Annotated in this window: 11 protein-coding genes; 4 read left to right on the top strand and 7 right to left on the bottom strand. The window is 73.2% G+C overall.

Going from position 1 to position 17,921, the window contains the following annotated elements; translation table 11 throughout:
- Positions 1–36 precede the first annotated feature (36 nt).
- From VT50_RS25525 to VT50_RS25510, 4 genes are all read right to left on the bottom strand, one after another.
- Entirely contained in the window at positions 37–1,470 is a 1,434-nt protein-coding gene (locus tag VT50_RS25525) for an MFS transporter (RefSeq protein WP_046085700.1), read from the bottom strand.
- Positions 1,467–1,916, bottom strand: a complete 450-nt coding sequence (locus VT50_RS25520) for a MarR family winged helix-turn-helix transcriptional regulator (protein ID WP_046085699.1) — start codon at positions 1,914–1,916, stop codon at positions 1,467–1,469. The genes VT50_RS25525 and VT50_RS25520 overlap by 4 nt, the downstream gene beginning before the upstream one ends.
- A 65-nt stretch (positions 1,917–1,981) precedes the next feature.
- Positions 1,982–2,947 carry an SDR family NAD(P)-dependent oxidoreductase gene (locus tag VT50_RS25515; RefSeq protein WP_046085698.1) on the bottom strand — a complete coding sequence of 322 codons (966 nt, stop codon included), beginning with the start codon at positions 2,945–2,947 and terminating at the stop codon, positions 1,982–1,984.
- A gap of 84 nt (positions 2,948–3,031) precedes the next feature.
- Positions 3,032–3,598: a TetR/AcrR family transcriptional regulator gene (locus VT50_RS25510; RefSeq protein ID WP_046085697.1), complete on the bottom strand. Its 567-nt coding sequence runs from the start codon at positions 3,596–3,598 to the stop codon at positions 3,032–3,034.
- Between the two features lie 115 nt (positions 3,599–3,713).
- Here VT50_RS25510 and VT50_RS25505 point away from each other — a divergent pair, with 115 nt between their 5' ends.
- Entirely contained in the window at positions 3,714–4,733 is a 1,020-nt protein-coding gene (locus VT50_RS25505; RefSeq protein WP_078840665.1) for a DMT family transporter, read from the top strand.
- A 34-nt stretch (positions 4,734–4,767) separates the two neighbouring features.
- Positions 4,768–5,982 (top strand): TerD family protein, encoded by a 1,215-nt coding sequence (locus VT50_RS25500; protein ID WP_046085696.1) that lies wholly within the window; start codon positions 4,768–4,770, stop codon positions 5,980–5,982.
- Between the two features lie 43 nt (positions 5,983–6,025).
- Here VT50_RS25500 and VT50_RS25495 read toward each other — a convergent pair whose 3' ends face one another.
- The 3 genes from VT50_RS25495 to VT50_RS25485 form a co-directional block, all read right to left on the bottom strand.
- The gene (locus tag VT50_RS25495; protein ID WP_046085736.1) at positions 6,026–7,063 is read right to left on the bottom strand and encodes an LLM class flavin-dependent oxidoreductase; all 1,038 of its coding nucleotides are present in this window, start codon (positions 7,061–7,063) and stop codon (positions 6,026–6,028) included.
- 84 nt (positions 7,064–7,147) lie between these two features.
- On the bottom strand, positions 7,148–8,608 hold the full coding sequence (locus tag VT50_RS25490) for an alkaline phosphatase PhoX (protein WP_046085695.1): 1,461 nt from the start codon (positions 8,606–8,608) through the stop codon (positions 7,148–7,150).
- A gap of 592 nt (positions 8,609–9,200) precedes the next feature.
- Entirely contained in the window at positions 9,201–10,751 is a 1,551-nt protein-coding gene (locus tag VT50_RS25485) for a hypothetical protein (RefSeq protein WP_046085694.1), read from the bottom strand.
- 410 nt (positions 10,752–11,161) lie between these two features.
- Here VT50_RS25485 and VT50_RS25480 point away from each other — a divergent pair, with 410 nt between their 5' ends.
- The gene (locus VT50_RS25480; RefSeq protein ID WP_046085693.1) at positions 11,162–12,991 is read left to right on the top strand and encodes an endonuclease/exonuclease/phosphatase family protein; all 1,830 of its coding nucleotides are present in this window, start codon (positions 11,162–11,164) and stop codon (positions 12,989–12,991) included.
- 70 nt (positions 12,992–13,061) lie between these two features.
- Complete coding sequence (locus tag VT50_RS25475; RefSeq protein ID WP_046085692.1) at positions 13,062–17,921, top strand: DUF4132 domain-containing protein; 4,860 nt, start codon at positions 13,062–13,064, stop codon at positions 17,919–17,921.

Here is a 17,921-nt window from a genome sequence, read left to right as displayed (position 1 = left end):
CATTCACGTTCATGGGGTCTTTCGCCGCCGCGGTTGTCACGCGGGAGAGGAATCCTCGGAGCCGATACGGGCCAGCGAGCGGTCCATGAGCGTCAGGGCCAGGCACAGGCCGGTGATGGCGAGCATGAACCAGGCCAGGCCGTGCAGCCCGGCGGTGTCGGCGCGGGCGCCGAAGAAGGCGCCGTTGGCGCTGGAGGCGACGATCGCGCCGAGGTAGAAGAAGGTGCGGAGCAGCCCCGCCGAGGAGCCCATCCGCTCCGGATCGGCCTGGTGGTACACCGCGTTCTGCAGGGCGAGGTTGATCAGCCCCTGCGGTACGCCGAAGACGAGCCCGACGACGATCAGCAGCCAGATCGCGCTGTGCGGCTGCAGCGGGAGCAGCAGGGCGCAGCCGACGATCTGCCCCACGGCCCCCACCAGCAGCTTGCCGCGCACGGCGGCGCGGCGGCCGGTGGCCGTGGACACCGCGATCCCGGTCAGGAACAGGGGCAGTTGGGCGAGCCCCGCCTGGGAGGCCGTCAGCCCCCGGCCGTCCTGGAGCCACTGGGTGTAGCCGTACAGGAAGACGTACGAGACGACGGAGACGAGGAGCGCGCGGGCGTAGGTGAGCAGCAGGGGCAGATTGCCGCCGAACACCCGCAGATCGATGAACGGCTCCGCCGCGCGCAGCTCCCGCACCGCGAATCCGGCCGCCGCCACCGCCATCAGCACGGGCAGGTACCACCGGTCGGCGCGCGGCTCCATCAGGAACAGCAGCAGCGAGACGAGCATCGCGGCGAACAGCCCCATGCCGGTCAGGTCCAGCCGGACGCGTTCGTCGGGGCGTTCCGCCAGGGGCCGCTCCTTCGGCAGCCGCCGTACGCCGAGGAGCAGACCGGCCGCCGCCAGCGGGATGTTGACGGCGAACGTCGTACGCCAGCCGCCCAGCCCGATCAGCAGTCCGCCCAGGGGCGGCCCGATGACCGCGATGGTCTGGCTGGCGACCGCGAGGGTGGCGAGGATCCCGGCGGGGCTCTCCTGGCCGGTCCGCCGGGCCTCCCCGCGGATGAGGTACATCGAGGCGGGATAGCCCGCGCAGGTGCCGAACCCGAGCACCACCCGCGCGACGATCAGCGTCCCCAGGTTCGGGGCGAGGAGGCCGATCAGTCCCGCGATCCCGGTCAGCGCCGCCCCGGCGAGGAAGAGGAGGCGCGGCCCGTAGAGGTCGATCAGCCGGCCCATCACCGGCTGGCCTATCGAGGTGGCCAGATAGAGCGCGGCGACCAGCCAGGCCGTCTGCGAGGGCGGCGCCCCGAACGCGGCGCCGATCGGCACCAGCGACACGGAGATGATGGAGGAGTTGACGGGGTTCAGTACCGAACCCAGCATCATCGGCGCGAGCAGCCTCCGGTCGAAGGCGCTCCCCGCGTCCGCCCCGCCCCTTCCCTTTCCCTTGCGCCTTCCCTTGCGTCGCGTCAGCCGCTCGATCATGCGCGGCTGAGCCGGTCAAGCAGGGCCAGCGCCTCGAGGATGGTCTCCCGCTCCGCCTCCGTATAGCCGCTCTCCAGCGCCCGGGCGAGCCATTCCTCGCCCGCCCGCCGCTTGTCGTCCAGGAACGCGCCGCCGGTTTCGCTCACCGAGACCAACTGCCGCCGCCCGTCGCCGGGATCGGGACGCCGCTGGATCAGCCCGCGCTCGTCCAGCGCGGCGAGCGTGGCCGCCATCGACTGCGGCCGTACGCGCTCGGCCGCCGCCAGCGCGCTGGCCGAGGCGGGGCCCTCCTTGCTGAGCCTGCTGAGCGCGGACGTCTGCGAGGGGGTGAGCTCCTCGAGGTCGTACGACTCCTTGATCCGCCGCCGCAGCCGGCCGATCACCACACGGATCTCATGCGCGGCGCGCACGGCGGACGCGGACATGCCGCCGGGGGTCTCTGCCATGCCCCGTACGGTATTTCCTTCAGCCCAGGCTGTCCAGTTCCAACTGAACAGCCTGGGCTGTCAATCTATGCGAAGGCGTCGACCCCCGTGAGCTCGGCCGACAGCGCCCACAGCCGCGCCGCCCGCTCCGGGTCGATGGCCCAGGCGCTCACCCCGCTGCCCAGTTCGGCGCCCTCCGGCGCGGGCTCGGCGATGTCGCAGTCCTCGCAGTACACCCCGCCCAGGCCAGCGAGCCGGGGCGAGGTCGCCGCCCAGACCTGGGTGGCCGCGCCCTCCTCGGGCGTCTTCCAGCCGGCGTTGGTGGGGCTGGTGTCGATCGACTTCTTCAGCTCCGCCATTTCCTCCGGGGGCACATGGCGGCCCAGCTCCGTGTCGGCGATCGCCCCGGGGTGGAGGGCGAACGCCCGCACCCCGGCGTCCCGCCCCAGCGCGTCAAGCTGCACCGCGAACAGCACGTTCGCGGTCTTGGCCTGCCCGTACGCCTGCCACTTGTCGTAGGCGTGCCGCTCGAAGTGCGGGTCGTCCCAGTGGATGTCCGAGAGCTGGTGCCCATTGGAGGAGACCGACACCACGCGTGCGCCACCACCGCGCGCGACGGCGGGCCACAGCCGGTTGGTCAGGGCGTAGTGGCCCAGGTGGTTGATGGCGAACTGGGCTTCCCAGCCGGGGCCGACCCGGGTTTCGGGCGCGGCCATGATCCCGGCGTTGTTGATCAGGATGTCGATATCGCGACCGGACGCCAGGAACTCCTCCGCGAAGGCCCGAACGCCGTCCAGGTCCGCGAGGTCCATCTCGGCGACCTCCACGCCCTCGATCCCGCCGAGCGCTTCGACGGCCGCCGAGCGCCGCCGCGCGGGCACGACGACATGGGCGCCCACACCGGCGAGAACCCGCGTCGTCTCCAGCCCGATCCCCGAATAACCGCCGGTCACGAGCGCGAGCTTCCCGGATAGGTCGATGCCCTCGATGACGTCACTCGTCGTACTCCGCACCCCGAAACCGGTGCCGATCGCATGCTGTTTGGTCGTCATGCGGGGAACGTACGGTTTCGAGCGCACTCGAGGTCAAATAACGCGCCCGAGCCAGCCGCCCGGGACCGGCCGCCCGGGACCGGCTCAGGCCGCCCCGGCCCGCTCCAGCGCCCGTTGGGCCAGCTCACGTGCGATGCCGACCGGATCGGCCACCACCGAAAGACCGTTCAGCACCGTGGCCCCCTCGTGGAGCAGCAACAGCTCGTCCGCCACCTCGTCGGGGGCGGCCACGTCCGCCTCCGCGCACAGCTGCCGCAGATAGCCGCGCAGCCAGCACTTCTGGTCGGCGATCACCTGGCGGGCCGGATGCGCGGCGTCCGGCAGTTCGGCCGCCGCGTTGACGAAGCCGCAGCCGCGCGGGTTCTCGCGGCGCACCCACTCGGCGAGCGCGTCGAACGTGGCGAGGGCGCGATCCGCCGGGGGCGACTTCTCGACCTCGGCGGTGAGCCACGCCCGCCACCGCTCATCGCGCTCCCGCAGATACGCGGCGACCAGCGTCTCCTTCGAGCCGAAGCGGTCGTACAGCGTCTTCTTGGTGACTCCGGCGCGCTTGGCGATCAGATCCACGCCGACCGCGTGGATCCCCCGCCCGTAGAAGAGCTCGGCGGCGGTGTCGAGGATGCGGCGCGCGGCGGGGGTGAGCGCTTCCATGCCGTGATCACCTCCGGGTGACGGGTTGACGTGTAGACCGATCTGTTTAGTCTAGTGGATGAGGGAGTAAACAGATCGGTCTACCTGGCCGACCCCAATCCAGAACGAGGACCCCATGCCCATCAGCGCCGCCGTCACCGCCATCGGCCTCGTCGTGATGTGGAGTTCCGGCTTCATCGGAGCCGAGCTCGGCACCCGGGAGGCCGCCGCCGACACCCTGCTGATGTGGCGCTTCCTCGCGGCGGCGGCGGTCCTGGGCGGCGTCTGGGCGCTGCTGGGGCGCCGCAGACCGCGCCCGCGCGCGATCGCCGAGCAGGCGGTGATCGGAGCGCTCTCGCAGGGCGGCTATCTCGGCGGGATCGTCTGGTCGGTCGGGCTCGGCGTGCCGTCCGGCACCGCAGCGCTGATCGCCGCGCTGCAGCCGCTCGCGGCGGGCGCGCTGGCCGGGCGGCTGCTCGGCGAGACGGTCAGCCCGCGCCAGTGGGCGGGGCTGGCCATCGGCCTCGGCGGGGTCGCGCTCGTCGTCCAGGGCGACGTGTCGGCGGGCCCGGCCGCCCCGGCGTGGGCGTACGGGCTGCCCTTCGCCGCCATGGCGGCGCTGCTGGCCGCGAGCTTCCTCGAACGCAGGGTGCGGGCGCCGCTCGAGCCCGTGGACGCCATACCGCTGCACTGCCTCGTCAGCGCCGTCCTGTTCACCGGGGTCGCCGTGGCCGGAGGCCATGCCGCGCCCCCGGCGGGCGGGGGCTTCTGGGCCGCCGTGGCCTGGACGGTGCTGCTCTCCACGGTCGGCGGCTACGGCTTCTACTGGCTGAGCCTGCGCCGCAACGGGGTCACCCGCACCAGCGCGCTGATCTACCTCACGCCCCCGACCACGCTGGTGTGGGCGTACGCGATGTTCGGGGACGCGCCCGGGTGGACGGCCCTCGCGGGCATGGCGGTGTGCGTGATCGGGGTGACGGCGGCCACCGTGCGCCACCGCCCCGACGCGCGCCGGGCCCGCACCGGGCCGCGTCTGGCCGACCCCGAACCGGACCGCACCTGGCGGACCCCGAACCCGGCCGAACCGCGCCGAACCGGGCCGACCGCGCGGGGACAGCGCCCAACAGAAGTCACTCCGCAGGTCAAGGAACCGTAAAGCGGGGACGTTCGTTACCCCGGGCATGACCGCTATGACACCCGGCTCGAACCTCCCCCTCCCCGTCGCGCGCGTGGCGGTTGACGTCACCGCTCCGGTGCGGCTCGACGTATCGGGCCTGCTGCTCACCGCCAACGGCAAGGTGCGTTCCGACGACGACTTCGTCTTCTACAACCAGCCCGCCGGACCGGGCGTGACCCACCGCGCCGGGACGGCGGGCGCGGGCGACACCATCACGGTGGACACCGCCGCCGTCCCCGCCGACATCGAGAAGATCGTGGTGACCGCGAGCCTGGACGCGCCCGGGGCGACGTTCGCGGGCACCGAGCCGACCGCCACGGTGCGCGGCGCGGACGACGGCGCGGTGATCGCCGCGTTCACCCCGCCGCGGCTGGGCAATGAGACCGCGCTGGTGGTCGTGGAGGTGTACCGGCGCAATGGGGCGTGGAAGGTGCGCGCGGTCGGGCAGGGGTATGCCAACGGTCTGGCGGGCATCGCCACCGACTTCGGCGTATCGGTCGAGGAGCCAGCCGCCCCGGCCGCCACCACCACCGCCGCCCAGGCGCCGCCGCCCCCGCCGAGCGGCCCGCCCGCGGGTTTCCAGCCCCCGCCGCCCATGCCGACCGCTCCCCCGGCCGCACCGCCCGCCGCCGCGGCGGCCCCGGCCACCGGGAAGGTCAACCTGGACAAGGGCCGGGTCAGCCTGCAGAAGAACCAGACGGTGTCCCTGGTCAAGGGCGGCCGCCCGGTGCTCAGTTCGGTGCGGATGGGCCTGGGCTGGGAGCCCGCCTTCCGGGGCAAGGACATCGACCTGGACGCGTCCGTGATCGCGTTCGGTGTCGACCGTAAGAAGATCGACGCCTGCTTCTTCGGCAAGCTGGCCATCCTCAACGGCGCCATCCAGCACTCCGGCGACAACCTCACCGGTGAGGGCGGAGGCGACGACGAGTCCATCACCGTCCACCTCGGCGGCCTCCCGACCGAGGTCACCGGGCTGGTCTTCACGGTCAACTCCTTCTCCGGCCAGAAGTTCACCGACGTCGCCAAGGCGTACTGCCGCCTGCTGGACGCCCAGACCGGCGAGGAGCTGGTCCGCTTCGACCTCACCCACGCCGAGCCGCGCACGGGCGTGATGATGGCCAAGATGATCAAGCAGTTCTCGGGTGAGTGGGAGATGACCGCGATGGGCGAGTACGTGGACTCGCGCACCGTCCGGGGCATGGCCAAGCCCGCGGGCAAGGCCCTGTGAACCAACCGGCGGCCGCCGCGGTCATCGAGGGACACCCGCGCGTTCAGGCCACTCGCGGGAATCTCGCCGGGCCGTCCGACAGCCCCGCCAGGCGGGCCAGGCGGCGGTAGGAGTCCAGGAGGGCGTCGCGGTCGTAGGTGCTCGTCGTGACCAGGACCTCGTCTGCGCCGCTGCGCTCGATCAGCTCCTCGAGCGCGGCGGCGACCTCGTCCTCCGTGCCGTAGAGCTGGCCGCGCAGACCGCGCTCGTAGAAGCCGCGCTCCTTCTCTGTCATCTCCCGGGCCTCGATCTCCGGGGCCGGGGCGAGCGGCGGGAAGACGCCGTGGGTGCGGGAGTGGGCCATCGACCACGCCTCGGGGAGCAGCAGTCGGCGGGCCTCCTGTGTGGTACCGGCGACCGCGACATTGCCCGAGACGACGACATACGGGGCGGCGGACCACGCCGAGGGACGGAAGCCCGCGCGGTAACGGTCGATCGCGCGCAGCATCTCGTCCCGGCCGCGCGGATCGCCGATCACCAGGGACAGTCCGGCCCGCGCCGCCAGGTCCGCGCCCGCGCCGGTGGCCAGGACGAAGACGGACGGCCGCAGCCCCTCCGCCGGATGGGCGTGGACCTGGGGGTGGGCGTCCTGCTCACCGGTGAACCAGCCGAGCAGTTCCTCCAGTTGGTCCCCGAAGTCCCGCGCGGCGTCCTTCTCTGCGCCCAGGGCGCGGCGGATGCCGTCGGTGAAGCCGACGGAGCGGCCCAGGCCCATGTCGATGCGGCCGGGGAAGAGGGATTCGAGCACCCCGAACTGCTCGGCCACGACCAGCGGGCGGTGGTTCGGCAGCATCACCCCGCCCGTGCCCACACGGATGCGGACCGTCGCCGCCGCGACGGCTGACGCCAGCACGGTGGGCGCCGAACCGGCGACGCCGGGCACGCTGTGGTGCTCGGAGACCCAGAAGCGGTGGTAGCCCAGCGCCTCAGCGGCCTGTGCGAACCGTACGGTGTCGCGCAGCGCCTGCGACCGCTCCCGCCCCTGGCGGGTCCGGGAGCGGTCAAGGACGGAGAAGGGGGTGGTGCGCAGGCGTGAGGTCACGTCCACGTCAACGCCGGTCCCGGCCGGGACGATTCCCCGGCGGGACGCGAACCCTGGCCCCGGGCGAGACACGGACCACGGGCATCAGCGCTGGCGGCGCCACGGGCCGGTGATCGCGAGCATGATGCCGGGCGTCTGGATGTTGGCGTACAGCGTCGCGCCGTCGGGCGAGAAGACCACACCGGTGAACTCGCTGAACTCCGGCTCCTCCGTGCTGCCGATGTTCAGCTCATTGCGCGCGATCGGGTACGTCCGGCCGTCCTCGGTGGCGCCGAAGAGGTGCTGGACGCCCTCGCCGTCCTCGGCGATGACCAGACCGCCGTACGGCGAGACCGTGACGTTGTCCGGGCCGTCGAAGGCGCCGTCCTCCGACGGGTCGGGGTTGACGCCCAGCAGCACCTTGAGGGTGAGGGTGCGGCGCTTGGGGTCGTAGAACCAGACCTGGCCGTCGTGCTGGACCGGGCTCTCCTCACGGGCGAACGAGGAGACGATGTACGCGCCACCGTCCGCCCACCACATGCCCTCCAGCTTGCGGGCCCGGGTGATCTCGCCGTCCTTGAACTGCTTGCGCACCGACACCGAGGCCCCGTCGCGGTCCGGCACCGGCTCCCAGTCCACGCCGTAGACCGTGCCGGTCCTGGTGGCGCGGGACAGGTCGTCCACGAAGTTGCCGCCCGAGTCGTAGCACTTGGGCGCCTGGAGCACCCCCGCGTCGTCCTTGAGCGTGCCGAGCCTGCCGCGGCCGTGCTGGAAGCCGTGCGGCGGGACCCAGCGGTAGAGGAGGCCGTTCGGTCCGGCGGCGTCCTCGGTGAGGTAGAGGTGGCCGCGCTTGGGGTCCACGACGACGGCCTCGTGGGCGTACCGGCCCAGGGCCTTGACCGGCTTCGGGGCGCGGTTGGCCCCGCGGTCGTGCGGGTCGACCTCGAAGACATAGCCGTGGTCCTTGGTCATGCCGTTCTGACCGGCCTTGTCCTCGGTCTCCTCGCAGGTCAGCCAGGTGCCCCAGGGGGTGCGGCCACCGGCGCAGTTGGTGGAGGTGCCCGCGATGCCGACCCACTCGGTGACATGGTCGCCGTGCTTGGCGACCTCGACGACGGTGCAGCCGCCGGAGGCCGCGGGGTCGTAGACCAGGCCCTCGGTCAGCGGGACCGGATGCGGCCAGTCGCCGCGGGGACCGGCCAGCTCATGGTTGTTGACCAGCAGCGTCGCACCGCGCGAGCCCTCGAAGGTGGCGGTGCCGTCGTGGTTGGACGGGGTGGACTCGCCGGACTCCAGCGTGGTCTCACCGGTACGGGTGATGATCTTGTAGCGGAAGCCCTTGGGGAGGGCCAGGATGCCCTTGGGGTCCGCGATGAGCGGACCGTAGCCGAGCGAAGAGCCGCCGTGGCCGTGACCGTGGCCCTCGGTGCCCGCGACGCTCTCCTCGGTCGCCTCAGCGGCGAGTGCGCCGGGTGCGGTGGCGAGCACCCCCGCACTTCCGACCAGGGCGAACCCGGCCCCGGTGTACGCGGAACGCCTCGCGAAGTCTCTTCGGCTGAGCGACATGTCATCTCCCGAACGCAGGATGGTGTCCTCCGGACTGCGGCCATACGTTCCCGCCCCCGGCCGAACACCAGTTGAACGACACGCGACATCAAGACTCTGTCCCTGGCCCGGCGGCCGTCGCCTGGTGGCCTGCGGCGGCCAGTCCCCTCCCCACCCCTTCCCGAATCTGGGGCTCTGCCCCAGACCCCGACTTGAGGCTCCGCCCCTTGACCCCGACGCCCAGGGGCGTGGGGCCGTGCCCTGAGGTCCGGGCCCAGGGCTCTGCGGTCTGGGGCCTGGGCCCTGGGGTCTCTGGGCCCAGGAGTTCGGGGCGGTGCCCCCACGCGGCGGAGCCGCATATCGCCAGATCTCGGCCAGGGGCGGGGACGGGGAAGATCCGTCGGGCACGGCTAGGCCCGGGGTCTGGGGCGGAGCCGGGGGCCTGCGGCGGAGCCCCGAGGACCCGCGGCGAAACCCCGAGGTCTGCGGCGACGCCCCGAAGTCTAAAGCGGGCCCCGAGGGGGCTGGGGCGGAGCCCCAGTTTTGGGGAGGGGCGGGGTGGGGGCATCCCCGCCGTAGGCGTCGCCCGCCGCCGTTCCGCGGCGGGGCGCGGCTAGGCTCGGGAGCGGGCCTTGAAGGCCGCCTTGCGGGCCTCCTTCGCGGCCTTCTTGTCCGGGTGCAGACGCCCCATCGCCTCCAGCACCTCCGCCGTCGCCGGATGGTCCACCCGCCAGGCCGAGTCGAAGAAGCTCCCCGACTGGTCGACCAGGCCCCGCACCAGATCGCGGAGCTCCGCCGAGTCGCCCTCGGAGGCGAGCTGTGCCGCGAGGGTGTCCACGGTGAGCCAGAAGACCATCTCCTCCGACGGCTCCGGCACGCCCGTCACCCCGTTCTCGGCCAGCCAGACGCGGGCCAGCCCGCCCAGGTGGCGGTCGTCGAGCACCTCGCGCAGGGCGGGCTCGGCCTCGGGCCCGGCCAGCGAGAGGGTCTGCTGACAGGTGAGGCGGCGCAGCGGCGCGGCCTCGTCGTCGCCGCGGGCGGCGGCCAGCAGCTCGCGGGCGGCCTCCTCGGGCGTACGGCGGGCCAGCCACTGCTCGGCCTCGGCCTGCACGGCGGGCCCGGGGTGGCCGGGGAGGGCGTCCAGCAGGATGTCGGCGCCCTTGTCGGCCAGGTCGCCGACGGCCGGGGCGTCGATGCCCGCCTCGATCATCCGGGCCCGTACGGCGTAGACGCCGAGCGCGGTGAGCCGCACCATGCCGTAGCGGGAGACGTCCTCGTCCTCGAGGTCCTGGGCCGTCTCGGGCTCCTGGATCCGGCCCTCGCCGTCGACCTCCTCGATCAGCGCCTCGTCCACCGGCTGGTACTCGACCAGGCCGGTCGGGGCGAGCAGCCGGAACTGGTCGTCCAGCCGCACCATCGCCTCGGAGACCTCTTCGAGGATGTCATCGGTGGGCTCGTCCATGTCCTCGGGGACGATCATGGAGGCGGCGAGCGCGGGCAGCGGTACGGGGGCCGTGGCGGCCTCCTCGTCCAGGGCGGTCAGCAGATAGAGGTTGCCCAGCACCCCGTCCAGGAACTCGGCCTCCTCCTCCGGGTTCCAGTCGAGCGCGTCGAGGTCGAGCTCACCGCTCTCGCTGATCTGGGCGGCGATGTCGCTGAGGTCGGGGGCGGCGGCGTCGGCCAGCACCGTCTCGAAGCCGTCGAGCCAGATGTCCAGGATGTCGCGGGGGCCGCCCTCGGTGATCAGCCGCAGCTCCTCGCCGCTGGTCGCGACGGCGGAGAACTCGTCCTCGGCCGCCCCCTCATCGCCGTCACCGTCACCATCGGCGTCACCGCCCCCATCAGCGTCGCCATCGCCATCGGCGTCGGCGCCGTCGGCCCCCGCCGGCTCCTCGATCTCGACCAGCCCGGTGTCCACCGCCAGCTGCCACGCCTGCGCCGCGTACAGCTGCCCGTCCTCGTCCCCCGCGAGCTCCAGCAGCTCGGTCGCCTCCAGCAACTGGCCCTCCGGCAGCGCCCCGCCCGATGCCACCGGCTTCCCCCGCTCGGCCCAGCGGGCGAGCCGGACCGCGCGGGCGAGCAGCGGTGCGGCGAGTGCGTCCCGCGCGAGTTCCGCGTCGGTGCGAAGCCGCACGGGCGGCATGGTGGGGCGCTCTTCTGGCATGGGCGGACGTCACTCCTCGAGGGCACGGAAGTCGCGGGCGCGGGGATCGCGGGCGCGAATGCGGGGCTATGGGGCTGTGGGGCCATGGGTCCACGGGACCGTGAAGCCATGGGGGTACGGCGATACGGGGTGTACCGGCGCGGGTGCGCGGATACGGCCCGGCCCCCAGCGTAGACGGAACGGGACGGTACTTTCGTCCCGATGTGGACTGCGCCCCGTCCCGCGCCCCCTCCGCGCCACTCCCGCACCGCGTCCCGCACCACGCCCCGCGGTCCTCGTTCATGTTTCCGCCCCGCCGCCGCCATGTCCGGGCCATCCGTCCTCCCTTGACAACTTCCGTGGCGAGGACAGAGATTGACGCGCGTAGAGGCACCTTCCTCGCCGTTCACTCCTTTCCGGAGGCCACCGTCATGTCCCCTCGCGCCCCGCGCGGACCCGCCGCCCTCACCGCCGTCGCCGCCTCCGCCCTCGCGGCCGGGCTGCTCGCGGTCCCCTCACCGGCCTCCGCCGCCGAGGTCCGCGTCCATGACATCCAGGGCAGCACCCGGATATCCCCGCTCGCCGGACAGCGGGTGAGCGACGTCCCGGGCACGGTCACGGCGCTGCGCGCCTTCGGCTCCTCGCGCGGCTTCTGGATCCAGGACACCCGGCCCGACGAGGACACGGCCACCAGCGAGGCGATCTTCGTCTTCACCGGGTCGACCACGCCCTCGGTCGCCGTGGGCGACTCGGTACTGGTCTCCGGGACGGTGTCCGAGTACTACCCGGGCGGCGAGGACGCGGGTGGGCAGTCGCTCACCGAGCTCTCCAAGGCGACCTGGACGGTCCGGTCCTCCGGCAACCCACTGCCCGCCGCCTACCGGCTCAACCCCTCCACGGTCCCCGGCCGCTACACCCCGCACGCCGGTGGTGGCGGCTCCATCGAGGGGCTGCCCCTGCGGCCCCGCTCGTACGCCCTGGACCGCTATGAGTCGCTGGAGGGCATGCGGGTCTCGGTCGAGAACGCCCCCGTGGTCGGCGCGACCAACACCTACAAGGAGCTGTGGGTCACCGCCGAGCCCCGCCACCAGCGCACCGCGCGCGGCGGCGCGCTCTACGGCTCGTACCGCGATCCGAACGCGGGCCGGGTGAAGGTGGTCTCGCTCCTCCCCTACGCCCAGCACCCCTTCCCGGTGGCGGACGTCGGCGACGCGCTGACCGGCACAACCGCTGGGCCGATGGACTACGACAACTTCGGCGGCTACACGATCGCGGCCACCGCGATGGGCGAACTGACCGACCACGGCCCCGAGCGGGAGACCACCCGCGAGCAGAAGGCGGACGAACTCTCCATCGCCACCTACAACGTGGAGAACCTCTCGCCCAAGACCGCCCGGTCGAAGTTCGACCGGCTGGCCACCGGTCTGGTGGAACACCTCGCCTCGCCGGACATCGTCGCCCTGGAGGAGGTCCAGGACGACAACGGCGCGACGAACGACTCGGTGGTCAGCGCAGACGCCACGCTGAAGAAGCTCACCGACGCGATCGAAGCGGCGGGCGGCCCCGCGTACGAGTGGCGCCAGATCAACCCGGTGGACGACCAGGACGGCGGCGAGCCGGGCGGCAACATCCGCGTGGCGTTCCTCTACAACCCCGAGCGGGTCTCCTTCACCGATGTCCCCGGCGGCGACTCCACCACCCCCGTACGGGTCGAGAAGAAGGGCGGCAAGGCCGCGCTGTCGGCCTCCCCCGGCCGCATCGACCCGGCGAACGACGTCTGGAAGGACAGCCGCAAGCCGCTGGCCGGGCAGTTCTCCTTCAGGGGCCGCCCGGTGTTCGTGGTCGCGAACCACTTCAACTCCAAGGGCGGCGACCAGGGCCTGGACAGCCGCTTCCAGCCCCCGGCCCGCTCCTCGGAGAGCCAGCGCACCGGGCAGGCCACGGCGGTCAACACCTTTGTCAAGGCGCTGCTGAACGCCGACCCGAAGGCGTCGGTGGTCGTCGCGGGCGACCTCAACGACTACCAGTTCTCGCCCGCGCTGGCCGGCCTCACCAAGGGCGGTGTGCTGACGGACCTGGTGACCCGGCTGCCGAAGGACGAGCGCTACGGCTATGTCTACAACGGCAATTCACAGGCGCTTGACCACATCCTGACCAGCCGCGCGCTGCGCCGTGCCGACTACGACATCGTGCACATCAACGCCGAGTTCGCGGACCAGTCCAGCGACCACGACCCCCAGGTGGTGCGGGTCCGCCCCTGACCCCCGGCACTGCGGGTACGTCATCCGTTTGCCCGCCGAATGTCCTAGGGGTGATCAATAATGGCGCGCCATGGGATGGACAGGGATCGCGACGGGCCATGAGCTGACCGTCGAGGGGACGCGGCACCCGGTGCTCGCCTGCCGGACGGCCGCGGGCCGCGTGCTGGCCAAGGTGCCCGCCAACGTCAGAAAGGATCCGGTCGCGGTACGGCTCGCCGCCCTCTGCGGCCGGCTCGGCGAGCACACGCGGGCGGTGCACGAGCGGGTCGAGTCCTGGATGGTGCGGTCGCTGCCCGTCCCGGCCGCGGTGTTCGCGGCCGTGTGGGACGACCCGGTGTGGCGCGAGACGCTCACCGACCTGGTGATCGCCCCGATCGTCGACGGCGCGCCCGACCTCGGCCGCTGCGCGCTCCTGCGCGAGGGCGCGTGGACGGAGGCGGACGCCTTCGCGATCCCGCACCCGCTGCTGCTCGGCGCCGAGCTGCCCCTCTGGCGGAGGCGGAACCTCACGCAGGTCGTCGAGCAGGTACACCGCGAGGTGTGGACGCGTCCCGCGAGCATGGACCGTACGTTCGGCGTGGTCGACACCTTCGGATACGTGGACGCCTGGTACGAGAGCGGCGCCGCGTTCGAGCGCCGCGTACACGAGCTGGGCGGGCGCATCAAGGGGAACAGAGCGCGGTTCACCGTGCACGCGCCCGAGCCGCTCGGCGTCGAGATCGACCTGGACTACAACGGGCCGATGAGCCCGGCCTACATGGCGTGGCTGAGCTTCACGGCGGGCGGCCGGGAGATCGGCGACATCGCCTGGTCCGAGGGCGTCCGCATTCTCATGGCCCTGTACGCGCACCGCACCGTGGACGGGACGCAGCCGCTGGTGGAGGCCGCCGAGGCGTACTCCCTCTACTGCGACGCCTACCAGGGCGAGCCCGGCACCGTGGTGCCCTCCGGTATCACCGGCCCGACGCGCGACGTGCTGCTGCGCGCCGGGGCGGTGCTGCCGGGCGCGCCCGCCGGCTCCGACGAGGACACGTGTGTCGCCGTCCGGTACGGGCACTCCGTCCTGGACGAGCCGGTCGTCGAACTCGTCCGGCGTGCGGCCGTCGCCGCCGACAAGGCCGAGAAGTCGCTGTACGACCTGGCCCCGGTGGCGGAGGCCGGCGTCGGCACCGTGCTCGCGGGCCCGCTCGGCTTCCTCGCGTCCGCCCTGCGCCAGCATCCGGCGCACCGCGCCCGCATCCTGGCCGCGCACACCGACCTGCGGGCCGCCCGCGGCCTGGCCGCCCGCAAGCCCGGGCTCGCGCGGACCGCGCTCACCCGTACCGGAGACGACCTGGAGACGCACGCGCCCGAACTGCTGCCGGCGTTCTACGAGGAGTGCACGCGGATCCTGGCCGCCGCGGGCAGCGCCCGCTTCGCCGCCGCCTTCTTCGAGAAGGCCCGTGACGCCGAGGACGCGCACGCGCTGCCGGTCGACGAGGCCGCGCTCGTCGCGGCGCACCTCGCCGCGGGACCGGACGCCGCCGCAGCGGCCACACTCAAGAAGCACGGCAAGCGGCTCGCCGCCCGCCATCCCGCCCCCGGCGCGTACCACTGGCACCGCAGCCTGCTCACCGCGTGGTGCGAGGACGTCCCGGACGGGGAAGGCGGCGCGCTGGCCCTGGCCGACGGCTGGGCGGCACTGGCGAAGGACGCCGGGCACCCGCTCGGCGGGCCCGAGGACGAACGCGCCGTACTGGCCCTGCTGAAGAGCGGCTGCATGGAATCGGCACCGCAGGCCCTCTGGAAGTTCGTCCTTCCGCTGCTCGGCCCGATGGCACGGGCGGACGGGGACATCGGCCGCGCGCTCCTCGGCATCCTGCCGCTGCCCGCCAAGGACACCCCCAAGGCGAAGGGCGCGGCGGTGTCGCTCCTCCTCGGCAACCTCGCGGACACGGGCCTGATCGCCCCGTTCACCACGTTCCCCGGGCTTGCGGGGGCGGCGACGAAGGACTGGCTCGGCCGTTTCCTGAAGCGGTACGCGGGGCTCGCCCTCCCCGTCGCCCCTCTCGGCGACCTCCTGCACGACGCCGGGACGCGGCTGCGCGCGGAGGGCCTCACCTGCGACGACCACGAGGCGGTACTGGGAGCGGACCAGGACGGGATCGACCACTGGGAGGAGACCGCCGCCGACCTCCCGCTCCTCGATCTCCTCGTGGACCGCGGCGTCCCGCTCGCCCGGCCCCGGCTGCTGCACACGTTCAAGCTGTACGACCGGCTCGCCTCCGGAGCGGGCACCGACTTGGCCGCCGTCGCCGCCGACCCCGACTGGGCCCCGCTGCTGCGCGACGCGATCGTGGGCAACGTGACCAACCAGCTCAACGTCACCGAGCCCGCCGTCCCGAAGCAGACCGCCCCCGACACCGTACGGGCCCTGACCACGACACCGGGAACGGCGCGGATCGTCGCCGCCATCCTGGCCGAGCACGCCGAGCGGGTCCCGGACCAGGGGCTTCCGGACGCGCACGCCGCCCTGTGCGACGCCGAACGGTTCACCGTCGCCGACGTCCCCGGCCCCCTCCTGGACAGCGTCCGGGCGATCGCGACCGGGACGGACCCGGCCCGAGCCCTCGCCGCCACGCTGAGCGGCGGCGTCCTCGACGAACTGGAGTCGCCCGCCTTCGTCCCCGGCCACGTCCACACCATCACCGACTACCTGGAGGAGAGCGGCACCGACCTGCTCCTGATCGAGTCCGGCCGGCTCTGGGGGCACCAGTTCCGTGCCTCCGTCGTCACACCGGACGGAGTCGGCCCGTCCCACGGCTTCGGCACGTACGAGGACCTCTCCAGCCTGTCCCACGAACGGACCGAGGCGCGCGACCTCCACGACCGCTGCCTGATCGCCGTGAACGGCCGGGTGACCGTGCTGGACCACGGCGGCCCGCACTGCCCGCACGGCAGCACCCACCCCGCCGCCCGCCGCGTCGTACCGGACGACGGCGAACGGGTCGCCTTCCCCGGCGGCGCCGAGGCCACCGTGTGGCGCGGCCGGGGCCGGATCATCGAGCTGCGGGACCCGGCCGGGCGGACCATCGGCCGCTACGTCCGCGGCTGGGGAAGGGCGCCCGAACACGACGGCGCCGAGAACATCGGCACGGTCGCATACTGCCGCTACGCTTCCGGGACCGGCCTGGTCGCGCCTCCCGGCCGGTGGTCGGCGATGCGGCCGCGCGACCCCGAAGGCTCCAGGGCACTGCGCGCCGTCGACGAGAAGAAGGCGCAGGCCCTGATCGACGTCGCGGACGCCGCTCTCACCGCCGATCTCATGCGGGTGCTGGTCCCCGACAGCAGGTATGCGGAAAAGGACGCCGCCCGCGACGAGTTGGCGGGACGGCTCCGCCCGCTCCTGCCGGAGATCACCGACGAGTCGCTCCGGAGGGGCGTCACGTTCCTGGTGTGGACGGCCGTCGAATGCCGCGAGCGCGCGTTCGCCCTACTGGAACGCCTGGCGCTGACCCCGCCGCCCCACCTGCGCCCGGCGCCCGCCTCGGCGGCGCCCGCCGTCCGGTCCGAGAAGGCCCCCGAGCCGGACGATCCGGGGCCCGAGTCCGCGTACGAGCGGATCGTCCACTTCACCCGTGCCGCCGCCGGGATGCCGTACGACAGGAAGATCGCGACATTCGACACCGCCGTCGTTGCGGGGGTCGAGAACACGCTGGGCCGCCTCGGCGCCGCCGTCCTGGCGGCCGCGTGGGGCCACGGCGGGCGCGCACGACTTCTGAGACTGGCCGCCGTCCCCGAACTCCTCCGTACCGACGGCACCTGGCACGTCACCCGGCTGCGCACGACGTACGACCTCGGGCAGATCAGCTCGGGCCTCGGCCCCATCGCGGCCGCCGCCGTCGCCGATCACGAGCGGGTGGAGTACCACGGGTACGCCGTCACGGCGCTCCTCCGCACCCCGGGCGGCCCCGACCCGCTCCTGTTCACCCGCAACCGCGCCGTCGAGCTGCGGACCTGCCGCGGCTGGGGCGACCCGGACCGGCTCCGGCGGGCACTCGACCTGATCGCCGAGAACGGTCCGCCGCCCGTGGGCCGGGAGGCGACCGTACGGGCGTTCGCCGAGGCCACCGGCCTGTCACCGGCCCAGTGCCTGATCCTGCTGTCCACCTCGGCCCGCACGCTCTCCTGGCCGGACGGCTGGGCGCGGGGCCGCGTCGCCGCCTTCAGCAAGGACGACGCCGTCCGCGCCCGCGAACTCCACCTGACCGAGAGCGAACTGCGCATCGCCGCGCTCTCCCTCGAGGCGCTCACCACCATCGACGAGGCCATCGAAGTCGCCGAGCTGCTCATGCCCGACGACCCCGCCGACCTCTGGCGTACGGGCCCCGACCTGGACCGGGCGGTCGCGTACTGGACACAACGCCACCCGAGGCTCACCCCGCTCACCACCGAGCAGTGGGTCACCCTCGCCTCCGGCGCCGAGGACGCCCTGGAGGCGCTGATCGCCCTGCTCGGCGAGCGCCCGTCCGTACCGCCGCTGGGTCACATCGCCCGCGCTGCGAGGCTCTTGGACGACCGCCTGCCCAAGGACCACCCCGCCCGTACGATCGCTGCCGCCCGCCTGCGTGACCTGCACGAACACATCACCAGCCCGGACACGACCCTGCCCATCACCACCGGAGTCACCTCGGTCACCGCCCTGGAAGGAGCCGCCGGAGCGACCGCGGCCCACCTCCCGGAGGGCAGGCTCGCCATCGGCGAAGCCCTCACCCTGGAGCCCGCCGGCGACGGCTACCGCGTCCACCTCCGCCCGTCCCGCTGGTCCGGGCTGGACTCCCTGGCCCCATCCCTCCGCCGCGGCGGCGCCACCGATGTCGCTCTGGTCATGGACGACCTGCGCTTCCTCCGGTCGGCCGAGCCACTGGAGGTCGTGGACCGGCCGGAGTGA

It is taken from the genome of Streptomyces antioxidans (assembly GCF_000968685.2).
Taxonomy (GTDB): domain Bacteria; phylum Actinomycetota; class Actinomycetes; order Streptomycetales; family Streptomycetaceae; genus Streptomyces; species Streptomyces antioxidans.
Note: the sequence above shows the minus strand (reverse complement) of the source record. Positions and strands in the feature narration are given on the sequence as shown.

Bases quoted from the DNA above. Each gene is read 5' to 3' on its own strand.
- VT50_RS25525 (WP_046085700.1), bottom strand. From the start codon at position 1,470: ATGATCGAGCGGCTGACGCGACGCAAGGGAAGGCGCAAGGGAAAGGGA.
- VT50_RS25520 (WP_046085699.1), bottom strand. From the start codon at position 1,916: ATGGCAGAGACCCCCGGCGGCATGTCCGCGTCCGCCGTGCGCGCCGCG.
- VT50_RS25515 (WP_046085698.1), bottom strand. From the start codon at position 2,947: ATGACGACCAAACAGCATGCGATCGGCACCGGTTTCGGGGTGCGGAGT.
- VT50_RS25510 (WP_046085697.1), bottom strand. From the start codon at position 3,598: ATGGAAGCGCTCACCCCCGCCGCGCGCCGCATCCTCGACACCGCCGCC.
- VT50_RS25505 (WP_078840665.1), top strand. From the start codon at position 3,714: ATGCCCATCAGCGCCGCCGTCACCGCCATCGGCCTCGTCGTGATGTGG.
- VT50_RS25500 (WP_046085696.1), top strand. From the start codon at position 4,768: ATGACACCCGGCTCGAACCTCCCCCTCCCCGTCGCGCGCGTGGCGGTT.
- VT50_RS25490 (WP_046085695.1), bottom strand. From the start codon at position 8,608: ATGTCGCTCAGCCGAAGAGACTTCGCGAGGCGTTCCGCGTACACCGGG.
- VT50_RS25485 (WP_046085694.1), bottom strand. From the start codon at position 10,751: ATGCCAGAAGAGCGCCCCACCATGCCGCCCGTGCGGCTTCGCACCGAC.
- VT50_RS25480 (WP_046085693.1), top strand. From the start codon at position 11,162: ATGTCCCCTCGCGCCCCGCGCGGACCCGCCGCCCTCACCGCCGTCGCC.
- VT50_RS25475 (WP_046085692.1), top strand. From the start codon at position 13,062: ATGGGATGGACAGGGATCGCGACGGGCCATGAGCTGACCGTCGAGGGG.